This window comes from Chachezhania antarctica, assembly GCF_003646465.1.
GTDB classification, from domain to species: Bacteria; Pseudomonadota; Alphaproteobacteria; order Rhodobacterales; family Rhodobacteraceae; genus Chachezhania; species Chachezhania antarctica.
On the sequence record NZ_QZEX01000025.1, the window covers coordinates 1 to 20861 of the forward strand.

General features: G+C 61.9%; 14 protein-coding genes, 1 tRNA gene and 1 pseudogene. 1 reads left to right on the forward strand and 15 read right to left on the reverse strand.

Annotated features, from left to right (window positions below; genetic code table 11):
* The 15 genes and pseudogenes from D4754_RS23380 to D4754_RS23450 all read right to left on the reverse strand — a co-directional run.
* Positions 1 to 505 (reverse strand): annotated as a pseudogene (locus D4754_RS23380) (GTP-binding protein); the annotation flags it as partial.
* A 70-nt stretch (positions 506 to 575) separates the two neighbouring features.
* Positions 576 to 2699, reverse strand: a complete 2124-nt coding sequence (fusA, locus tag D4754_RS23385) for an elongation factor G (protein WP_121068564.1) — start codon at positions 2697 to 2699, stop codon at positions 576 to 578.
* Positions 2700 to 2902: 203 nt separating this feature from the next.
* On the reverse strand, positions 2903 to 3373 hold the full coding sequence (rpsG, locus tag D4754_RS23390; RefSeq protein ID WP_121068566.1) for a 30S ribosomal protein S7: 471 nt from the start codon (positions 3371 to 3373) through the stop codon (positions 2903 to 2905).
* Between the two features lie 12 nt (positions 3374 to 3385).
* Entirely contained in the window at positions 3386 to 3757 is a 372-nt protein-coding gene (gene rpsL / locus D4754_RS23395; RefSeq protein WP_054000841.1) for a 30S ribosomal protein S12, read from the reverse strand.
* A 360-nt stretch (positions 3758 to 4117) separates the two neighbouring features.
* Positions 4118 to 4987, reverse strand: coding sequence for a DMT family transporter (locus D4754_RS23400; protein WP_121068568.1), 870 nt, complete (start codon positions 4985 to 4987; stop codon positions 4118 to 4120).
* A gap of 183 nt (positions 4988 to 5170) precedes the next feature.
* A complete protein-coding gene (gene rpoC, locus D4754_RS23405) occupies positions 5171 to 9418 on the reverse strand; it encodes a DNA-directed RNA polymerase subunit beta' (RefSeq protein WP_121068571.1) in 4248 nt (1415 codons plus the stop codon).
* 139 nt (positions 9419 to 9557) lie between these two features.
* Positions 9558 to 13694 carry a DNA-directed RNA polymerase subunit beta gene (gene rpoB, locus D4754_RS23410; protein ID WP_121068573.1) on the reverse strand — a complete coding sequence of 1379 codons (4137 nt, stop codon included), beginning with the start codon at positions 13692 to 13694 and terminating at the stop codon, positions 9558 to 9560.
* 272 nt (positions 13695 to 13966) lie between these two features.
* Positions 13967 to 14344, reverse strand: coding sequence for a 50S ribosomal protein L7/L12 (gene rplL / locus D4754_RS23415; protein ID WP_121068574.1), 378 nt, complete (start codon positions 14342 to 14344; stop codon positions 13967 to 13969).
* A gap of 71 nt (positions 14345 to 14415) precedes the next feature.
* Entirely contained in the window at positions 14416 to 14931 is a 516-nt protein-coding gene (gene rplJ, locus D4754_RS23420) for a 50S ribosomal protein L10 (RefSeq protein WP_121068576.1), read from the reverse strand.
* A gap of 584 nt (positions 14932 to 15515) precedes the next feature.
* Entirely contained in the window at positions 15516 to 16214 is a 699-nt protein-coding gene (gene rplA, locus D4754_RS23425) for a 50S ribosomal protein L1 (RefSeq protein ID WP_121068578.1), read from the reverse strand.
* A 1-nt stretch (position 16215) separates the two neighbouring features.
* Positions 16216 to 16641: a 50S ribosomal protein L11 gene (rplK, locus tag D4754_RS23430; RefSeq protein WP_121068580.1), complete on the reverse strand. Its 426-nt coding sequence runs from the start codon at positions 16639 to 16641 to the stop codon at positions 16216 to 16218.
* Positions 16642 to 16780: 139 nt separating this feature from the next.
* Entirely contained in the window at positions 16781 to 17314 is a 534-nt protein-coding gene (gene nusG / locus D4754_RS23435; protein ID WP_121068582.1) for a transcription termination/antitermination protein NusG, read from the reverse strand.
* Positions 17315 to 17510: 196 nt separating this feature from the next.
* Entirely contained in the window at positions 17511 to 17705 is a 195-nt protein-coding gene (secE, locus tag D4754_RS23440; RefSeq protein ID WP_121068584.1) for a preprotein translocase subunit SecE, read from the reverse strand.
* Between the two features lie 258 nt (positions 17706 to 17963).
* Positions 17964 to 18040 (reverse strand) — tRNA-Met (locus tag D4754_RS23445).
* Between the two features lie 181 nt (positions 18041 to 18221).
* The gene (locus D4754_RS23450; protein WP_121068586.1) at positions 18222 to 19706 is read right to left on the reverse strand and encodes an MFS transporter; all 1485 of its coding nucleotides are present in this window, start codon (positions 19704 to 19706) and stop codon (positions 18222 to 18224) included.
* Between the two features lie 241 nt (positions 19707 to 19947).
* Between D4754_RS23450 and D4754_RS23455 the strand changes: the two genes are divergently transcribed.
* Entirely contained in the window at positions 19948 to 20742 is a 795-nt protein-coding gene (locus D4754_RS23455; protein WP_121068588.1) for a glycosyl transferase, read from the forward strand.
* The last annotated feature ends 119 nt before the right edge of the window (positions 20743 to 20861 follow it).

Below are 20861 nucleotides of genomic sequence, written 5' to 3' on the forward strand. Positions count from 1 at the left end.
GGCCGGTCACAACCGTGCCGCGGCCCGAGATCGAGAACACGTCTTCGATCGGCATCAGGAACGGCTGGTCCACGGCGCGCTCCGGCGTCGGGATCCATTCGTCGACGGCGGCCATCAGCTTCTTGATGGACTCCTCGCCGATTTCCGGATCGCGGCCTTCCAGAGCAGCCAGGGCCGAGCCCGGGATGATCGGAATGTCGTCGCCGGGATATTCGTACGAAGACAGAAGCTCGCGCACTTCCATTTCCACCAGTTCCAGCAGCTCTTCGTCATCCACCTGGTCGACCTTGTTCAGGTAGACGACCATCGTCGGGATGCCGACCTGGCGGCCCAGCAGGATGTGCTCGCGCGTTTGCGGCATCGGGCCGTCGGCCGCGTTCACGACCAGGATCGCGCCGTCCATCTGCGCCGCACCCGTGATCATGTTCTTCACGTAGTCGGCGTGCCCGGGGCAGTCGACGTGGGCGTAGTGACGGTTGTCCGTCTCGTANGATGGCCTCCTTGTCTCTCTGGGTGGCGGGGTAGCCCCGCCCTACGGTGCTTGGGTAGGGCGGGGTTCACCCCGCCGTCCCGGATCAGGCGTATTTTGCCTGGATTTCGTCGCTGATGTTCTGCGGGACCGGATCATAATGATCGAACTGCATCGTGAACTGCGCGCGGCCCGAAGACATGGAGCGCAGCGTGTTGATGTAGCCGAACATGTTCGCCAGCGGCACGAACGATTCAATCGCGATGGCGTTGCCGCGCTGCTCCTGGCCGGAAACCTGGCCACGACGCGAGGTCAGGTCGCCGATGATCGAACCGGTATATTCTTCCGGCGTCACGACTTCGACCTTCATGATCGGTTCCAGCAGTTTCGCGCCGGCCTTGCGCAGACCTTCACGCATGGCCATCCGCGAGGCGATTTCAAAGGCGAGAACGCTGGAGTCCACATCGTGGAACTTGCCGTCGATCAGCGCGACCTTGAAGTCGATCACCGGGAAGCCGGCCAGCGGGCCCGAATCCATGACCGAGTTGATGCCTTTTTCGACGCCCGGGATGTATTCCTTGGGAACCGAACCACCGACGATCTTGGATTCGAACGAGTAGCCTTCGCCCGCCTCGGTGGGCTGGATGCTCAGCTTCACTTCGGCGAACTGACCCGAACCACCCGACTGTTTCTTGTGGGTATAGGTGTGTTCGATCGCGTGGCTGATCGTTTCACGATAGGCAACCTGCGGCGCACCGATGTTGGCTTCGACCTTGAATTCGCGCTTCAGGCGATCGACGAGGATGTCGAGGTGAAGTTCGCCCATCCCCTTCATGATCGTCTGACCGGATTCCAGATCGGTTTCGACACGGAACGACGGGTCTTCTGCCGCCAGACGCGCCAGGCCCTGGCTCATCTTTTCCTGGTCGCCCTTGGTTTTGGGTTCGACCGCGATCTCGATCACCGGATCGGGGAAGGTCATCGTTTCCATCACGACCTGGTTCTGCGGATCGCAAAGCGTGTCTCCGGTCGTGGTTTCCTTCAGGCCGGCCAGCGCGATGATGTCGCCTGCAAAGGCTTCATCGATCTCTTCGCGGTTGTTCGAGTGCATCATCATCATCCGGCCGACGCGCTCGCGCTTGCCTTTTGTCGAGTTCAGCATCGAGTCGCCCTTCTTCAGGACACCCGAATAGATGCGGCTGAAGGTCAGCGAACCGACGAAGGGATCGTTCATGATCTTGAACGCCAGCGCCGAGAACGGCTGGCTGTCGTCGGCCTTCCGTTCGATATTCCGGGTTTCCGTCTCGTCATCCGGCGAGAAGCCCATGTAGGGCGGAACGTCCAGCGGGCTGGGCAGGTAGTCGATCACGGCGTTCAGCAGCGGCTGGACACCCTTGTTCTTGAAGGCCGAGCCAGCCGAGACCGGAACGAAAGACAGCGACAGGCAGCCCTTGCGGATCAGCGCGCGCAGCGTGGCCTCGTCGGGCTCTTCGCCTTCGAGATACGCTTCCATCGCGGTGTCGTCCATTTCGACGGCGTTCTCGATCAGGGTCGAGCGCCATTCGTCGGCCAGGTCCTTCAGGTCGTCGCGGATCGGCTGGCGGGTCCAGGATGCGCCCAGATCTTCACCCTTCCACGTCCACTCTTCCATGGTGACGAGGTCGATGATGCCTTCCAGCTGGTCTTCGGCGCCGATCGGCAGGGCGATCGGAACCGGGGTCGCGCCGGTGCGGTCCTTGATCATCTTCACGCAGTTGAAGAAGTCGGCGCCGATCTTGTCCATCTTGTTGACGAACACGATGCGCGGAACCTTGTAGCGGTCGGCCTGACGCCACACCGTTTCGGTCTGGGGTTCGACACCGGCGTTGCCGTCGAGCAGGCAGATCGCGCCGTCAAGCACGGCCAGCGAACGTTCGACTTCGATGGTGAAGTCGACGTGGCCCGGGGTGTCGATGATGTTGTAGCGGTAGCGGGTGTCGTAGGTGCCTTCCGGGGTCGGCTCTTCTTGCCACTGCCAGAACGTCGTGGTCGCGGCCGACGTGATGGTGATGCCGCGTTCCTGCTCCTGCTCCATCCAGTCCATGGTCGCGGCGCCGTCGTGGACTTCGCCGATCTTGTGCGACTTGCCGGTATAAAACAGGATACGTTCGGTCGTGGTGGTCTTGCCGGCGTCAATATGCGCCATGATACCGAAGTTGCGGTAGCGCTCGAGCGGATAGTCGCGTGCCATTGGAGTGGGTCCTTCGTGGAGCCGAAGCGGGTTATAGAGTCAGACGGTCTCGTTATGGAGATCGGGGCGGCTGGCAATGCGGTGATCCCGCGCAGACACCCGTGCCGAACCGCGCCCGAAGGCCCCGGGGCCCAACAAGACAGCACCGGCCACTGGGGCCGGGGCAGGTGTCTCGTTTGTGGCGCGATCGGCAGGCATTGAGTTTACCAGCGGTAATGCGAGAAGGCCTTGTTGGCTTCGGCCATCTTGTGCGTGTCTTCACGCTTCTTGACGGCCGTGCCACGCGATTGAACGGCATCGACAAGCTCACCGGCCAGACGCTCTTCCATCGTGTTTTCGTTGCGGTTGCGCGACGCGATGATCAGCCAGCGGATGGCCAGCGCTTCGCGGCGTTCGGGACGCACTTCGACCGGCACCTGGTAGGTGGCACCACCAACCCGGCGCGAACGAACTTCGACCGACGGTTTGATGTTGTCGAGCGCTTCGTGGAACACTTCCACCGGCGCGCGCTTGATCTTGGCTTCAACCCGATCCAGCGCGTTGTACACGATGGTTTCAGCGGCGGATTTCTTGCCGTCGACCATCAGGTTGTTCATGAATTTCGTCAGCACACGATCGCCAAACTTGGCGTCGGGCAGAACTTCGCGCTTCTCGGCAGCGTGACGGCGGGACATGTTTGTATCCTCTTATTTCGGGCGCTTGGCGCCATATTTCGAACGGCGCTGCTTCCGGTCCTTCACGCCTTGCGTGTCGAGCACGCCGCGGAGGATGTGATAGCGCACGCCGGGAAGGTCTTTGACACGACCGCCGCGGATCAGGACAACAGAGTGTTCCTGAAGGTTGTGGCTTTCACCCGGGATATACGAGATGACCTCGTAACCATTCGTCAGGCGCACTTTGGCGACCTTCCGCATGGCCGAGTTCGGTTTCTTCGGCGTCGTCGTGTAGACGCGCGTGCAGACACCCCGTTTCTGGGGGCATTGCTCGAGATGCTGAGATTTCGAGCGCTTGATTTTTGGCTGCCGCGGCTTGCGGATCAGCTGTTGGATCGTTGGCATTCCGGCGTTCTTCCCCGTTTCGCAACACACATGTTTTCAGGCACGCATGTGCGTGCGGTTTCGTCTTCCGGCGGCCTGCCTGCATGTTTGTGCAGATGCAAAGCGCCAAAGACCGCTTTCGTCCTCCGGCAGCGGGAACGATGCGGTCCGTTTTCAGAGGATCGGGCTCGGGTTAGGAGCCGGATCGTGACCACTTCCATAACTGGAGTCGGCGGAGGGAATACCCCCGGCGCCGAGATGAGCCCGGCGTATAGGGGGAGTCGCAGTGGCTGTCAACAGCCGGTGGCCCCAATTGCCGGTCCCACGGCAGATAGGGCAAATCTTCGGCCAATGCAATGTGTGTAAGGCCGATTTCCGGAATCATGCGCCCACAGCCTTCGCCTTGTCGCGGTAGAACATGAAGAGCCCAGACGCCACGACGATGGTGGCGCCCAGCAGCGTCAGAGGCGTGGGCCATTCATCGAAGAACACCAGCCCCGTCAGCAGCGCGATCAGCAGGCTGGAATAGCGGAACGGCGCCACGAACGAGATCTCGCCCACGCGCATCACCATGACGCTGAAGACATAGCCGCCGATGATGAAGACCGACGAGCTGAGGATCAGAAGCCCGTCCGTCAGATCCACCGGCTGCCAGTCCACCTGTGTCGACGCAACGGTGGAGAACAGGAGGATCGCGACAGAGGCCGCGAAGGTGACGGTGAGCGAGGGCACCTCGGGCGAGAGCTTGCGAACCGACAGGTCGCGCACGGTTACCATGAGGACCGCGAACATGGCGTAGAAGGCTCCCGTCTCGAACCCCTCGGGGCCGGGGCGGATGATGATGATCACGCCCGTGAAGCCCGCGAGGATCGCCAGCGTGCGGCGCCAGCCCACCCTTTCGCGGAAGAAGATCACCGCCCCCAGCGTGACGGAGATCGGCAGCACCTGCAGGATCGCCGAGACATTGGCGAACTTCATCGCGAAGAGCGCCGTGAAAAAGCCGATGGCGGCGCCGAATTCGCAGAAGCTGCGCAGCGCGATCCAGCCCCAGTCGCGAAGTGAAATGTCGAACTTCAACCCACGCAGGCGCTGCGCAAGGATGTAGATGGCGATGGTCGTCAGCACGGCGCGCATGGCAAGGATCTGGAGGATCGGGATGTCGCCGCCGGTGGCCTTGATGCAGATGTCGTTGAACGTGAAGGACGACATGCACGCGACCATCAGAAGCGCGCCCTGCGTGTTGGGGCTCATCGGGGGTTCCTTTGCCAGTACGTCGGCCGCGGGGCCGACCGCCCTGCCCTAGCACCCCGCCCGGGGACCGGCAATCCGTGCCCGCGCATCGGTCGGTTTCCGTCACCCGGACGGCTACCAAAAGGAAAAACCCGCGCTCGCGCGCGGGTTTTGTTCTTTTCAATCGTCGGAAGCGGCTGCCGGTCAGTCCTGGCTGTCCGGCGTGTCGACGACCACCGTGTCGTGATCTTCCGCCCCGGACGACATGTCATCCTGGCTGGGCGCGGCAAGGGCTGCGGCGGCTGCCGCTTCCTCGCGCCGGGCCTCGATCACGATGTTGTCGCGTTCCTGCGCCACACGGCGCACGCGCTGGGTCGCCCCGCCCGTGCCCGCCGGGATCAGGCGGCCGACGATCACGTTCTCCTTCAAGCCGACAAGCTTGTCGCGCTTGCCCTGCACCGAGGCTTCGGTGAGCACGCGGGTCGTCTCCTGGAAGGATGCGGCCGAGATGAACGAACGCGTCTGCAGCGAGGCCTTGGTGATGCCCAGCAGGATCGGTTCGCCCTGCGCCGGACGGCCGCTCTTCGACAGCGCCTTTTCGTTGGCGGCGTCGAATTCCTGCTTGTCGACATGTTCGCCCTTCAGAAGCGTCGTGTCACCGGACTCCGAGATCTCCCACTTCTGCAGCATCTGGCGAACGATCACCTCGATGTGCTTGTCGTTGATCTTCACGCCCTGCAGCCGGTAGACGTCCTGCACCTCGTCGATCATGTAATCGGCCAGCGCTTCGACACCCATGATGGCGAGGATGTCATGCGGCGCGGGATTGCCGTCCATGATGTAATCGCCCTTCTGGATGTAATCGCCTTCCTGCACAGGGATGTGCTTGCCCTTCGGCACCATGTATTCCGCCGGATCGAGGTTCTCGTCCGCCGGTTCGATGGTGATGCGACGCTTGTTCTTGTAGTCGCGTCCGAAGCGGACATAGCCGTCGATCTCGGCGATGATGGCGTGGTCCTTCGGGCGGCGTGCCTCGAAGAGTTCGGCCACACGCGGCAGACCGCCGGTGATGTCCTTCGTCTTCGCACCTTCCCGCGGGATGCGCGCCACGACGTCACCGGCCTTGATCTCCTGCCCGTCTTCGACCGACAGAACCGCGTCCACCGACATCGGGTAGGTCACAGGGTTGCCGGCCGCATTGCGGACCGGTTCGCCGTCTTCGCCCACCAGGATGATCTCCGGCTTCAGTTCGCTGCCTTTCGGAGCGGTCCGCCAGTCGATCACGATCTTCTGGGTCATGCCCGTTGCATCGTCGGTCTCGTCGCGCACGGCGAGGCCCGAAACGAGGTCGACATATTTTGCCGTCCCGTCCTTTTCCGCGATGATCGGCAGGGTGTACGGATCCCATTCGAACAGCTTCTGGCCGCGCTGGATCTTTTCGCCTTCCTTGACGAAGATCTTGGTACCGTAGCCCAGCTTGTGGCTGGCCCGTTCCTCGCCGGCCTCATCCAGGATGAGGAGCTTCATGTTCCGCCCCATCACCATGATCTCGCCCGCCTCGTTCTGCAGGACGCTGGCCTGTTCGAACGCGATGGTCCCGGCCTGACCGGCTTCCTGGAACGACTGCTGGCCACCTTGGGCCACGCCGCCGATGTGGAAGGTCCGCATCGTCAGCTGCGTGCCCGGTTCACCGATGGACTGAGCGGCGATGATGCCGACGGCCTCACCCGTGTTGACCATCGTGCCGCGGGCAAGGTCACGCCCGTAGCACATGGCGCAGACGCCTTCCTCGGCCTCGCAGGTCAGCGGCGACCGCATCCGCACGGACTGAACGCCGGCGTCCTCGATCATGTCGGCCATCCGTTCGTCGATCAGGTGACCGACGCTGCAGATGACTTCCGACGTGCCGGGCTTGTAGATGTCCTCGGCCGCGACCCGGCCCAGAAGCCGCTCGCTGATCGAGGCGACGACTTCGCCATCGTTGACCGCCGCTTCGCAGGTGATGGCAAGGTTCGTGCCGCAATCGTGCGACCGGACGATGCAGTCCTGCGCCACGTCGACCAGACGACGGGTCAGGTAGCCCGAGTTCGCAGTCTTCAGAGCGGTGTCCGACAGACCTTTCCGCGCGCCGTGGGTCGAGTTGAAGTACTCAAGAACGGTCAGGCCTTCCTTGAAGTTCGAGATGATCGGCGTCTCGATGATGTCGCCGTTCGGTTTCGCCATCAGGCCGCGCATCCCGCCCAGTTGCTTCATCTGAGTGACCGAGCCACGGGCACCCGAGTGGGCCATCATGTAGACCGAGTTCGGTTCCATCTCGGAGCCGTCTTCGGCGTACTGCATGTCCGAGATGCTGGTCATCATCGCTTCGGTGACCTTGTCGTTGCACTTCGACCAGGCATCGACGACCTTGTTGTACTTCTCACCCTGGGTGATCAGGCCGTCCATGTACTGCTGTTCGAAGTCCTTGACTTGGTCACGGGTCTCTTCGACGATCGTCCACTTCGACGGGGGGATGACCATGTCATCCTTGCCGAACGAGATCCCGGCCTTGAACGCCTGGCGGAAGCCCATGGTCATGATCTGGTCGCAGAAGATGACCGATTCCTTCTGACCGCAATAGCGGTAGACGGTATCGATGACCTGCTGAACTTCGCGCTTGCGGAGCAGACGGTTGACCAGCTCGAACGGCGCCTTGGCGTTCAGCGGCAGAAGCGTGCCCAGCCGCACGCGGCCCGGCGTCGTTTCGAAGCGCTTGTAGACCTCGTTGCCTTCTTCGTCGATCTGCATGACCCGCGCGGTGATCTTTGTGTGCAGGTGCACTTCACCGGCGTCGAGCGCCTGCTCGACTTCATCGGGGGAGCCGAAGATCTTGCCTTCGCCCTTCATGCCGGCACGTTCCAGGGTCACGTAGTAAAGGCCCAGGATCATATCCTGCGACGGAACGATGATCGGTGCGCCGTTGGCAGGCGACAGAACGTTGTTCGTCGACATCATCAGGACGCGCGCTTCAAGCTGGGCTTCAAGCGACAGCGGCACGTGCACGGCCATCTGGTCACCGTCGAAGTCGGCGTTGAAGGCCGAACAAACAAGCGGGTGCAGCTGGATCGCCTTGCCTTCGATCAGGATCGGCTCGAACGCCTGGATGCCCAGACGGTGCAGCGTCGGCGCACGGTTCAGCAACACCGGGTGTTCGCGAATGACCTCGTCGAGGATGTCCCAGACTTCGGGGCGTTCCTTTTCGACGAGCTTCTTCGCCTGCTTCACGGTCGACGACAGGCCCTTGGCTTCAAGCCGCGAGTAGATGAACGGCTTGAACAGTTCGAGCGCCATCTTCTTCGGCAGGCCGCACTGGTGCAGCTTCAGTTCCGGCCCGGTCACGATGACCGACCGGCCCGAGAAGTCGACCCGCTTGCCCAGAAGGTTCTGACGGAAGCGACCCTGCTTGCCTTTCAGCATGTCCGACAGCGATTTCAGCGGACGCTTGTTGGCCCCCGTGATCACGCGGCCACGACGGCCGTTGTCGAAGAGCGCGTCGACCGATTCCTGCAGCATCCGCTTTTCGTTGCGAACGATGATGTCGGGCGCGCGCAGTTCGATCAGCCGCTTCAGGCGGTTGTTCCGGTTGATCACCCGGCGATACAGGTCGTTCAGATCCGACGTCGCGAAGCGACCGCCATCCAGCGGCACCAGTGGACGCAGTTCCGGCGGGATGACCGGAATGACGGTCATGACCATCCATTCCGGGCGGTTGCCCGATTCCAGGAAGGATTCCACGACCTTCAGACGCTTGATGATCTTCTTGGGCTTCAGTTCGCCGGTCGCTTCCTTGAGGTCGGCGCGCAGGTTTTCTGCTTCCAGCTCAAGGTCGATCTTCGACAGCATCTCGCGGATGGCTTCGGCACCGATATTCGCCGTGAAGGCGTCCATGCCATAGGCGTCCTGGGCGTCCATGTACTCTTCTTCGGTCATCATCTGACCTTCGTTGAGCTCGGTCAGACCCGGGTCGATGACGACATAGTTTTCGAAGTAGAGCACGCGTTCCAGATCGCGCAGCGTCATGTCGAGCATGAGGCCGATCCGGCTGGGCAGCGACTTCAGGAACCAGATATGCGCGACGGGCGCGGCCAGTTCGATGTGGCCCATGCGCTCGCGGCGAACCTTCTGCAGCGTGACTTCAACGCCGCATTTCTCGCAGACAACGCCGCGATACTTCATCCGCTTGTACTTGCCGCAAAGGCATTCGTAATCCTTGATCGGCCCGAAGATACGGGCGCAGAACAGGCCGTCGCGCTCTGGCTTGAAGGTCCGGTAGTTGATCGTTTCCGGCTTCTTGATCTCACCATAGGACCACGAGAGGATCCGTTCCGGCGAAGCAAGCGAGACCTTGATCTCGTCGAAGACCTTCGGCGGGGTGACCGGGTTGAACGGGTTGTTGGTCAGTTCCTGGTTCATGTCTCAATCCTTGAAAGGCGGCTGGTGGAGGCGGCGCAATGGTGCGTGGGGACCGCGCACCCTACGGAGGCGGCGGACGGTGCGTGCGAAATCTCCGCAGGCCGGTCCGGCGTCGCAGGGTGCGTGATGTCACGCACCGTTACGTGTCCTCCTCCAGATCCAGGAGTTCCATATTGAGGCCCAGACCCCGGACCTCCTTGACGAGAACGTTGAACGATTCCGGCACGCCGGCTTCGAAGTTGTCCTCGCCCTTCACGATGCTTTCGTAGACCTTGGTCCGGCCTGCCACGTCGTCCGACTTCACAGTCAGCATTTCCTGCAGGGTGTAAGCGGCGCCGTAGGCTTCCAGAGCCCAGACTTCCATCTCCCCGAAACGCTGACCGCCGAACTGCGCCTTGCCGCCCAGCGGCTGCTGGGTGACGAGGCTGTAGGGCCCCGTCGAACGGGCGTGGATCTTGTCGTCGACCAGGTGGTGCAGCTTCAGCAGGTACTTGACGCCGACCGTCACCGGGCGCGCGAACTGTTCACCCGTACGACCGTCGAACAGCACCGACTGACCGGACTGATCGAAACCGGCACGCACCAGCGCGTCGTTCACGTCGGGTTCCTTCGCGCCGTCGAAGACGGGCGTCGCGATCGGAACACCGCGGATGACGTTGCCTGCCGCTTCCACCAGACGCTCTTCGTCCATGGTTGCGATGCCTTCGTCATAGACATCTTCGCCATAGGCGTTCTGCATCGCTTCGCGCACCGGGCTCAGATCGCCGGTCCGGCGATAGTCGTCCAGCGCATCGTCGATCCGGATGCCCAGACCGCGCGCGGCCCAGCCCATATGCGTTTCCAGGATCTGACCCACGTTCATCCGGCTGGGAACGCCCAGCGGGTTGAGGCAGAAGTCGACGGGCGTGCCATCGGCCAGGAACGGCATGTCTTCCACCGGAACCACGCGGGAGATAACCCCCTTGTTCCCGTGACGACCGGCCATCTTGTCCCCCGGTTGCAGCTTGCGCTTCACCGCGACGAAGACCTTGACCATCTTCATCACGCCCGGCGGAAGATCGTCGCCGCGGCGCACTTTCTCCACCTTGTCCTCGAACCGTGCATCCAGCGCGCGTTTCTGCGCTTCGTACTGTTCATGCAGCGCTTCGACGATCTGCGCGTCGCTTTCTTCCTTCAGGCCCAGCTGCCACCACTGGCCACGGGCCATGGTATCCAGCAGTTCCTCGGTCACGACCGACCCCGGCTTCACGCCGCGCGGACCCTTGGCAATTTCCTTGCCCATGATCAGCGTTTTCAGACGCGCGAAGATGTTCCGGTCGAAGATCGCAAGCTCGTCGTCCCGGTCACGGGCCAGGGCTTCGATCTCTTCCCGTTCGATCTGCAGCGCACGTTCGTCCTTGTCGACGCCGTGACGGTTGAAGACGCGGACCTCCACAACGGTACCGTAATCGCCCGGCTTGACCCGAAGCGAGGTATCGCGCACGTCCGAGGCCTTTTCACCGAAGATGGCGCGCAGAAGCTTTTCTTCCGGCGTCATCGGGCTTTCGCCCTTGGGGGTGATCTTGCCGACGAGGATATCGCCCGGTTCGACATCGGCACCGATATAGACGATGCCCGCTTCGTCGAGGTTGCGCAGAGCTTCCTCGCCCACGTTGGGGATGTCGCGAGTGATCTCTTCCGGCCCAAGCTTGGTGTCACGGGCGGCGACTTCGAATTCCTCGATATGGATCGAGGTGAAGACGTCATCCATCGCGATCCGTTCCGAGATCAGGATCGAGTCCTCGTAGTTGTAGCCATTCCACGGCATGAAGGCGACCACGACGTTCTTGCCGAGCGCCAGTTCCCCCATGTCCGTCGACGGACCGTCTGCGATGACTTCGCCCGTGCCTACCGTCTGACCGACCTTCACCAGCGGACGCTGGTTGATGCAGGTGTTCTGGTTCGACCGCTGGAACTTGCGCATCCGGTAGATGTCAACGCCGGCATCGCCCAGTTCCAGACCTTCGGTGGCGCGGATCACGATCCGCTGCGCATCGACCTGGTCGATCACGCCGCCACGCTTGGCCATGATGGCCGCACCCGAGTCACGCGCAACCACTTCCTCGATGCCGGTGCCGACAAGCGGCGCCTCGGCACGGATCAGCGGAACCGCCTGACGCTGCATGTTCGAGCCCATCAGGGCCCGGTTGGCGTCGTCGTTTTCAAGGAACGGGATCAGCGAGGCCGCGACCGACACCAACTGCTTCGGGCTCACGTCGATCAGATCGACCTGATCGATGGGTGCCAGAGTATAGTCGCCCGACTGGCGGGTGTTGACCATCTCGTTCACGAAGCGGCCGTCATCGTCCAGCGTCGCGTTGGCCTGCGCCACGGTGTGGCGCATTTCCTCGGTCGCGGACATGTAGTGAACCTCGTCGGTCACCTGTCCGTCCTTCACAACGCGATAGGGCGTTTCGATGAAGCCGTACTTGTTCACGCGGGCGAAGGTCGCCAGCGAGTTGATCAGGCCGATGTTCGGACCTTCCGGCGTTTCAATCGGGCACATCCGACCATAGTGGGTCGGGTGAACGTCGCGGACTTCGAAGCCCGCGCGTTCGCGCGTCAGACCGCCGGGGCCAAGCGCCGAAAGGCGACGCTTGTGCGTGACTTCCGACAGCGGGTTGGTCTGGTCCATGAACTGCGACAGCTGCGAGGAGCCGAAGAATTCACGCACGGCAGCGGCGGCCGGTTTCGCGTTGATCAGGTCCTGCGGCATGACGGTGTCGATTTCCACCGACGACATGCGTTCTTTGATCGCGCGCTCCATCCTCAGAAGGCCGACACGGTACTGGTTTTCCATCAGCTCACCGACGGAACGAACACGACGGTTGCCCAGGTGGTCGATGTCGTCGATGTCGCCCTTGCCGTCGCGCAGATCGACCAACGCCTTGATGCAGGCAACGATGTCTTCGCGGCGGAGCGTCCGCTGCGTGTCTTCCGCGTCCAGCGCCAGGCGCATGTTCATCTTCACCCGGCCGACGGCGGACAGGTCATACCGCTCGCTGTCGAAGAACAGCGTGTCGAACAGCGACGAGGCCGCGTCGATGGTGGGAGGCTCGCCCGGCCGCATGACGCGGTAGATGTCCATCAGCGCGGTTTCGCGGCTGACGTTCTTGTCCATCGCCATGGTGTTGCGCATGTACGGGCCGACATTGACGTTGTCGATGTCGAGGACGGGAATGTCGGTGTAGCCGGCATCCAGCAGGTCCTTGACGGTGCCGCCGATCAGCGTGCCGTCCTTGTCGTATTCCAGCGTCAGCTCGTCACCGGCTTCGACGTAGATCGCGCCGGTCTCTTCGTTGATCATATCGACAGCGACGTACTTGCCGACGATATGTTCGAAGGGAACCTGCAGGTTCTGGATCGCGCCTTCGTCGATCATCTTCTTCACGGCGCGCGGGGTGATCTTCTTGCCGGCTTCGGCGAAGACCTCGCCGGTTTCGGCGTCGACCAGATCGTGCACCGGGCGCGTGCCGCGGATCCGATCGGGGAAGAACGGCGTAACCCAGCCCGCACCCTTCTTCAGGGAGTAGGTCAACGTATTGTAATACGCGTTCATGATCGCTTCCTGGTCGAGCCCCAGCGAATACAGGAGCGTCGTCACCGGAAGCTTCCGGCGGCGGTCGATACGCGCGAACACGATATCCTTGGCGTCGAACTCGAAATCGAGCCACGAGCCGCGGTAGGGAATGATCCGGCAGGCGAACAACAGCTTGCCCGACGAATGTGTCTTGCCCTTGTCGTGGTCGAAGAACACGCCGGGCGACCGGTGCATCTGCGAAACGATGACCCGTTCGGTGCCGTTGACGATGAAGGTGCCGTTCGGCGTCATCAGGGGCATGTCGCCCATGAAGACATCCTGTTCCTTGATGTCCTTGACCGACTTGGCGCCGGTATCTTCGTCCACATCGAACACGATCAGGCGCAGCGTGACCTTCAGCGGTGCCGAATAGGTCATGTCGCGAGCCTGGCATTCCTCGACGTCGAACTTGGGCTGTTCGAGTTCGTACTTGACGAATTCAAGCACGGAGGTTTCGTTGAAATCCTTGATCGGGAAGACGGACTGGAACACGCCCATGATGCCTTCGCCATCGGTCGGAATTTCGGCATCGCCGGAGTTCAGGAAGAGATCATAAGAGCTTTTCTGGACTTCGATCAGGTTCGGCATGTCCAGAACTTCACGGATCTTGCCATAGTATCTGCGGAGCCGTTTCTGGCCGAGATAGGATTGCGCCATGTGAGATGTCACCTTTGCAAGTTCTCATCGGGCAAGGGACCGCCGGGCACCGGTCGCCTGCCCCATCGAGAGGACGAAAGTTCGCATCCATTCCCCGCTGCCATCCCGACCGGCAGCGTCCCGATGCGAAAGCCTCGCCTGGGAAAAGCCCGCTTTTGCGTGGGCCTTGCCAAGACAGGCACGGCTGGACCCGGGAATATCCCGGATCCAGCCCGATTTCTGCACCGCGTCAGGCGGCGCGCAGGACGGGAAGATCCCGCCCCGGACAGCTCTTAGGCCAGCTCGACTTCGGCGCCAGCGCCTTCCAGCTTGCCTTTGACTTCTTCGGCTTCGTCTTTCGACACGCCTTCTTTGATCTTGCCGCCTTCTTCGACCAGCGCCTTGGCTTCTTTCAGGCCCAGACCGGTGATTGCGCGGACTTCCTTGATCACGTTGATCTTGGACGCGCCGGCGTTCTTCAGAACGACGTCGAATTCGGTCTTTTCTTCCTCGGCTGCGGCGCCAGCGCCGTCAGCAGGACCGGCCATCATGACAGCGCCGCCGGCGGCGGGCTCGATGCCGTACTCATCCTTCAGGATGGTTTTCAGTTCTTGTGCTTCCAGAAGCGTCAGGTTGACGATGTCTTCTGCGAGTTTCTTCAGATCAGCCATTTTCAGCTCTTTCCGTTTGTATAGATGTGTTCCAACGACGCGTGATAGCTACACTCGCCGGTCTACAATGCTCAGGCCGCCGCCTTGTCCTCGATCGTGGACAGGATGGAGGCGATGTTCGAAGCAGGTGCGCCAATGGCTCCGGCAATGTTCGATGCGGGTGCGCCGATGCAGCCGACGATGGAAGCGATAAGCTCCTCGCGCGACGGCATTTTCGACACGGCCGCGACACCGGCACGGTCCAGAGCATTCTCACCCATTGCACCGCCAAGGATCACGAACTTGTCGTGGGTCTTGGCGAAGTCCTCGGCGACCTTGGCAGCAGCCACGGGGTCTTCCGAGTAGGTGAGAACGGTCATGCCCGTCAGAAGGTCGCCGATGCTTTCGCAGGGCTTCCCGTCCAGGGCGATCTTGGCGAGCCTGTTCTTTGCAACACGTACGGCACCACCAGCTTCGCTGGCACGGATACGCAGGTCCTGCATCTGAGCAACTGTAAGGCCGGTGTAGTGGGCAACCACGACAACGCCAGAGCTTTCGAAGATCTGGCCGAGTTCATCGACCACTTTCTCTTTCTGGGCTCTATCCACAGTTTTACTCCAAATTGGGAGGTTTGACCCTCCGGCTCGGTTTTGCCGGGACGAAAAGAAGCCCCGGCTATCGGGTCCTTTACGGGTCCTGCGCATCGCCCCGGAACGTTGGAACGTCCGAAGAAACTCTGTCATTTCCCGTCTCGGGCAGGAATTATGAGGGGAGAACCCTCACCCACCGTCTCGGACGAAATACGGACACCCCCACGAATCGCAGAGGGGCCCGAAGGGCTTTGCTAGACTGTCACGAAGAATATGTGAAGGGGGCACGACGCATTTTCATGCGCTGCCAAAGCGGCCACGGAACGCGACCGACATCTTTACAGGGCCAAAGCATCAGGGCCGAAGGGGCCATCTGTCAAGTCCGCAGCGGTCAATTCAGTACGAAACGGTCCGGACTAACCGCATTTTAAGGTTAAATTTGATCGGATGAAACGTTTTGCCGGCCGCCCTGTCCCCGGGACCGCGACCCCCGGTGGCCATGTTAGCGTTCACGAAATCGTCATCTGTCAGCGCAGGCCCATGCCGCAAGGCAAAAAGAAAGGGCGGGAAAATCCCGCCCTGTTCCGCTCTGTTCGTCAGTCTTACTCGGCCGTCGCGCTGGCGACGTCGATCGAGACACCCGGGCCCATGGTGGAGCTCAGGGCGATCTTCTTCATGTAGGTGCCCTTCGCGCCCGCGGGCTTCGCACGCGACACGGCGCCGATGAAGGCGCGAATGTTCTCGGTCAGCTTGGCGGCGTCGAAGGATGCCTTGCCAACACCTGCATGCACCACGCCGGCCTTTTCGACCTTGAACTGGACTTCACCGCCCTTGGCGTTCTTGACCGCTTCGGCAACGTCCATGGTCACGGTGCCGACCTTCGGGTTCGGCATCAGGTTGCGGGGGCCCAGGATCTTGCCCAGACGACCCACGACCGGCATCATGTCCGGCGTTGCAATGCAACGGTCGAACTCGATGGTGCCGCCCTGGATGGTTTCCATCAGGTCTTCGGCGCCGACGATGTCGGCCCCTGCGGCCTGTGCTTCTTCCGCCTTGGGACCGCGGGCGAAGACTGCCACGCGAACCGTCTTGCCGGTGCCGTTGGGCAGGCCGACCACGCCGCGGACCATCTGGTCTGCATGGCGCGGGTCGACGCCCAGGTTAACGGCGATCTCGACGGTTTCATCGAACTTGGCGTTCGCGTTCGCCTTGATCAGGGACACGGCGTCTTCGATCGACATGTTGTCCTTGCCGGCGAAAGCTTCGCGGGCGGCGCGGGTGCGTTTTCCGTACTTTGCCATCTTACTTAACCTCGATGCCCATGGAACGGGCCGAGCCCAGGATGATCTGCATCGCGGCTTCAACATCGTTGGCCGACAGATCTTTCATCTTCGCTTCGGCGATCTCGCGCACCTGCGCGGGGGTCACCGAACCTGCGTTCGCACGGCCGGGGGTTTTCGAGCCCGACTTCAGCTTCGCGGCCTTCTTCAGGTAATAAGACGCGGGCGGCGTCTTGATATCCATCGTGAAGGACTTGTCCTGGTAGTACTGGATGATGGTCGGGCACGGTGCGCCCGGTTCCATGTCTGCCGTCTTGGCGTTGAACGCCTTGCAGAATTCCATGATGTTGATGCCGCGCTGACCCAGCGCCGGGCCGACCGGCGGGCTCGGGTTCGCCTGGCCGGCAGGCACTTGCAGCTTCAGGCTGCCAACGAGTTTCTTGGCCATTGGCCATCTCCTTTTCCAACCCCCGCACCGGCGCGCCGGACAGGGTTTTCATTGTCGTGGTCCGGTCCGGGGCCGCGGCCCCTCGCCTCCCACGTCTCTGCCCGGTTGCCCGGGTCCGGGGCATCCCTGCCCCGATCGCTCAGCCCTGCTTGGTGACCTGAGTGAATTCCAGTTCGACCGGGGTTTCCCGACCGAAAATCGACACCGTCACCTTCAGGCGCTGGTTATCTTCGTCGACGTTTTCGACCATGCCGTCGAAATCCTCGAACGGACCGTCGTTGACCTTGACCCGTTCGCCCACCTCGAAATGGATGAGCGTGCGGGGTGCGTCTTCGCCTTCCTGAACGCGGTTCAGGATCTGGTTGACCTCGGCATCCCGCATCGGCATCGGGCGGCCTTGCGGGCCCAGAAAGCCGGTGACGCGGTTGATCGAGTTGATCAGGTGATAGCCCTGGTCAGACATCTCCATATGCACCAGCACGTAGCCGGGCATGAAGCGCCGTTCCGTCGTGACCTTCTTGCCGCGCCGGACCTCGATCACCTCTTCGGTCGGCACGAGCACCTCGTCGATCTGATCTTCAAGGCCGCCTTCGGCGACCGAAGTGCGGATCTGCTCGGCGATCTTCTTTTCGAAATTCGAGAGCACGCTCACCGAATACCACCGTTTCGCCATGACGCTGTCTCTCCGCCTGTCGCTTGTCGTGCCCGGACGTTACCGGGAGGATTACCATTTCGCCTTGCCGTGAGCGTCAGCAAGCAACACTCAGGCGCACGGCGAATCGCCACGCGCCAATATGCAAAGCAGGCCGCCTCGTACCGCCCCGAACGTGGCGATGCAAGCCTGCAAAGCCGCTTTCCGGCCCTGCGACTTATCCGAAGAAGCTGAGGATCAATTGCAGGCCGGACCGGATGCCCAGATCGACAAGGGCAAAGAACGTGGCTGCAAGGGCCGCCATGATGAAGACCATGATGGTGGTCACGAAAACTTCGCGCCGAGTCGGCCAGACCACTTTCGCGACCTCGGCTCGGGCCTGCTGAATGAACTGGATCGGGTTCGTTGCCATGAGCGCGCAGTCCTTCCTGTGGTGCCGGCCGGTCAGGCGCTGCATCTAACCGTCCCGGGCCGGTGAATCAAGGACGAACGCGCGATTGTTCCGACAAGAGTGAACGACGGCGGACGGCGCCACCGCGCAAAGCGTCCCGTCCCTGCCCCGCACCGCTGCTCGAGGACCGGCAGAACGTTCTTCGACACGCCGAAAAGGAGGCTGCAAGCAATTGGCCTGAAAACGAAAACGCCACCCCGAAGGGCGGCGTCTTGGCGTTGGTTGCGGGAGTAGGATTTGAACCTACGACCTTCAGGTTATGAGCCTGACGAGCTACCGGGCTGCTCCATCCCGCGCCAATGAAGGGGGATCTAGAGGGAGTCGGAGGGGAGCGCAAGGGGGGTAGGGTCGAAAAAATGTTACAAACGGAATTCGATTGGGCACGGCCTGCCGAAACCCCGCGCGGGCCCTGATTCCGGGGCCCGCGCTGCACTTTTGCCGGTACTCTTCCAGCCCTGCACACGTCTGAGGAAAAGATCAGAACTCCACCGCCTCCAGGCTTCTGCCCTTGGTCTCGATCCGGAAGAGATACGTGACAAGCGCGCCCAGAAGCGAGGTTCCGACAAGGATGTAAAGCAGGACCTGCGTGCCGATATCGGTAAGGAGAATCGGGAACAGAAAGGCTGTCGACACGGCCCCGATCTTGGCAAAGGACGCCGCGAAACCCGCGCCCAGCCCGCGCATCGGCGTCGGGAACACTTCGCCCGCAACAAGATAGGTCTGCGCGTTCGGGCCCATGTTCGTCATGAAGTTGAAGATCATGAAACCGCCGAAGATCAGGATCAGCTCCCATTGCGACCCATCGGGGAAGTACTGGGACATCGCGGCGACGAACAGCCCCAGCGCGCAGCCGAAGAACCCCAGGATCTGCAGGCCCATCCGACCCAGCCGGTCCGACAGGACGATGGCAAACACGATGCCCGCCACCAGCAGCAGGTCGAGAAAGGCGGTGCCCTTGGCCGCGAGGATATCGTTGGAGACGATGTCGGCCAGGCGATGCGCATTTTCGGTCTTCTGTCCGACCGCCGCGGCAAGGATCGTCGGCGTGAAAATCCCGATACCGTAGGTGCCCAGGTCCTGCAGGAACCACGGGACCGACGCCAGGATCGTCGCCCGGCGCGTCTTGCCCCGGAAGAGAGATGCAAAGCCGCCTGTATGTTGGCCCTCTTCCCCCCGGGGTACATCCGAGGCTTCGGCGACAGACAACCGGATCTCCTTGGGATACTCGGGCTCTCGGTCCAGAAGCCGCTTCGCCTCTGCTTCAGCTTCTTCGTGCCGGCCCTGAGAGAACAGCCAGTGGGGGCTTTCGGTGATGATCAAACGCCCGAGCAAAACCGCGACGGCCGGTACGATCGCCGTCGCATACATCCAGCGCCACGCTTCGATCGACGGGTTCTCTGCAAGGATCAGCCAGCCTATGCCGGCCCCGAAGACACCGCCCACGGCCTGGAATGCGAATGCGCCCAACACCAGCTGACCGCGGGAGCGCGACGGGATCGCTTCGGAAATCACCAGATGCGCCGTCGGATAGTCACAGCCCAGGGCCACGCCCATCCCGAAGAGGAAGATCACGAGCATCGGGAAGTTCGGCGTGAACGTCAGCCCGACAAGGAAAGCGATGAAGATCGCCATCTCGACGATGAACATGCGTTTACGGCCGAACCTGTCGGACAGCCCACCAAGCGCCGTGGCGCCGATCAGGATGCCGGCCAGCGTCGCCGCGGTAACCAGCCCATGGCTCGCCGACCCATCGAGATCGTATTCCTTCACGATCAGGGGCAGTGCGATTCCCGTCATGAACACGACAAGCCCTTCGAAGAACTTGCCGGCCGCCGCGAGCCACCAGATGCGCCTTTGCATCCGGGTCAAAGGCACGGTGGTCGTTTCGGTCCCATCGGACCAGACCGGCGTTTCGTCGATGTATTGCTGAACCGTTCGGCTTGAACCCGAAGTATAGGTCATGTTGCCCCCAACTTGAAACTTGCTATGACATACGGGCATCCGCCCGGGGGCAGACTAGCGGTCAAAGTTGTATGGATAATGACACCCCACCGGACAAAGGCAGCTTTCGACCCGGCGGGCAGCTGTCGGCTTGACACCCGGCCCTCAATTCGCGACGCGTCAGGTGATCACATGGGCCGCCTCGTACGGGGCCGCCATCACAAGGTGCAGCTGCCGCCCCAGTGGAGACGCGAGAACCGAAATGAAAACAGTTATTTGCATCAACTGGGGCACGCTTTACGGGGCGCCGTACATCAACCGCCTCTACCGCGGCGTGGCCAAGAACATCACCCCGCCGTTCCGCTTCGTGGCGTTTTCCGACACGCTCGACGGTCTGATGCCGGAGATCGACGGATTTCCCCTGCCCGACATGCCGGGATTCGTCCCGAAGAACACGCCCGGGCAATGGCAGAAATCCCGTCTGTGGGCGCCGCAACTGGCTGACATCGAAGGCCCGTTCCTGTTTCTCGATCTCGACGTGATCGTGACCGGGAGCCTCGATCCGTTTTTCGAATTCGGCAATCAGGACAAGGTGACGATGGCCCACAACATCGCTCGCCCTCTCGCGCGGTTGGGCCAGTCGTCGGTGTATCGCGCGCCGGTGGGCAAGTTATCCCCGCTGCAGGAGGTCTACGCGAACGATCCCCAGGGCACCGCCGATAAGTACCGGTTCGAACAGCACTTCGTCAGCAAGAACGCCCCTGGCGGGGTGCAGTTCTGGCCCAAGGGATGGGTGCGGCATTTCCGGATCGAATGCATCCCGACACTGCCGCTGAATTTTTTCAAACCGCCGTATCTGCCCAAGGGCACGAAGATCGTGATCTTCGCCGGCGGCCCCAACCCTCCCGACGCCATCGAGGGCAAGCGGCATGAATCTCTGCCCCAGATGACACCTGGCGAATACCTGAAGTACTGGCGGAAGAATCGAATGCGGCTGACGACACTGCAGGACTATGCCCTTCCGGCGCCGTGGGTCTCAGATTACTGGAACGATTGAGGTTGTATTTCTGCGGTGCGTGGTCGGCTGGGTTTGGGGTCTGACCGGCGCTGCGGTTCTGGCCTGACGGGTTCTGCGCCGCCGACTGCACGGCGCGCAGCGTGCGCTGCGTTGGTTAT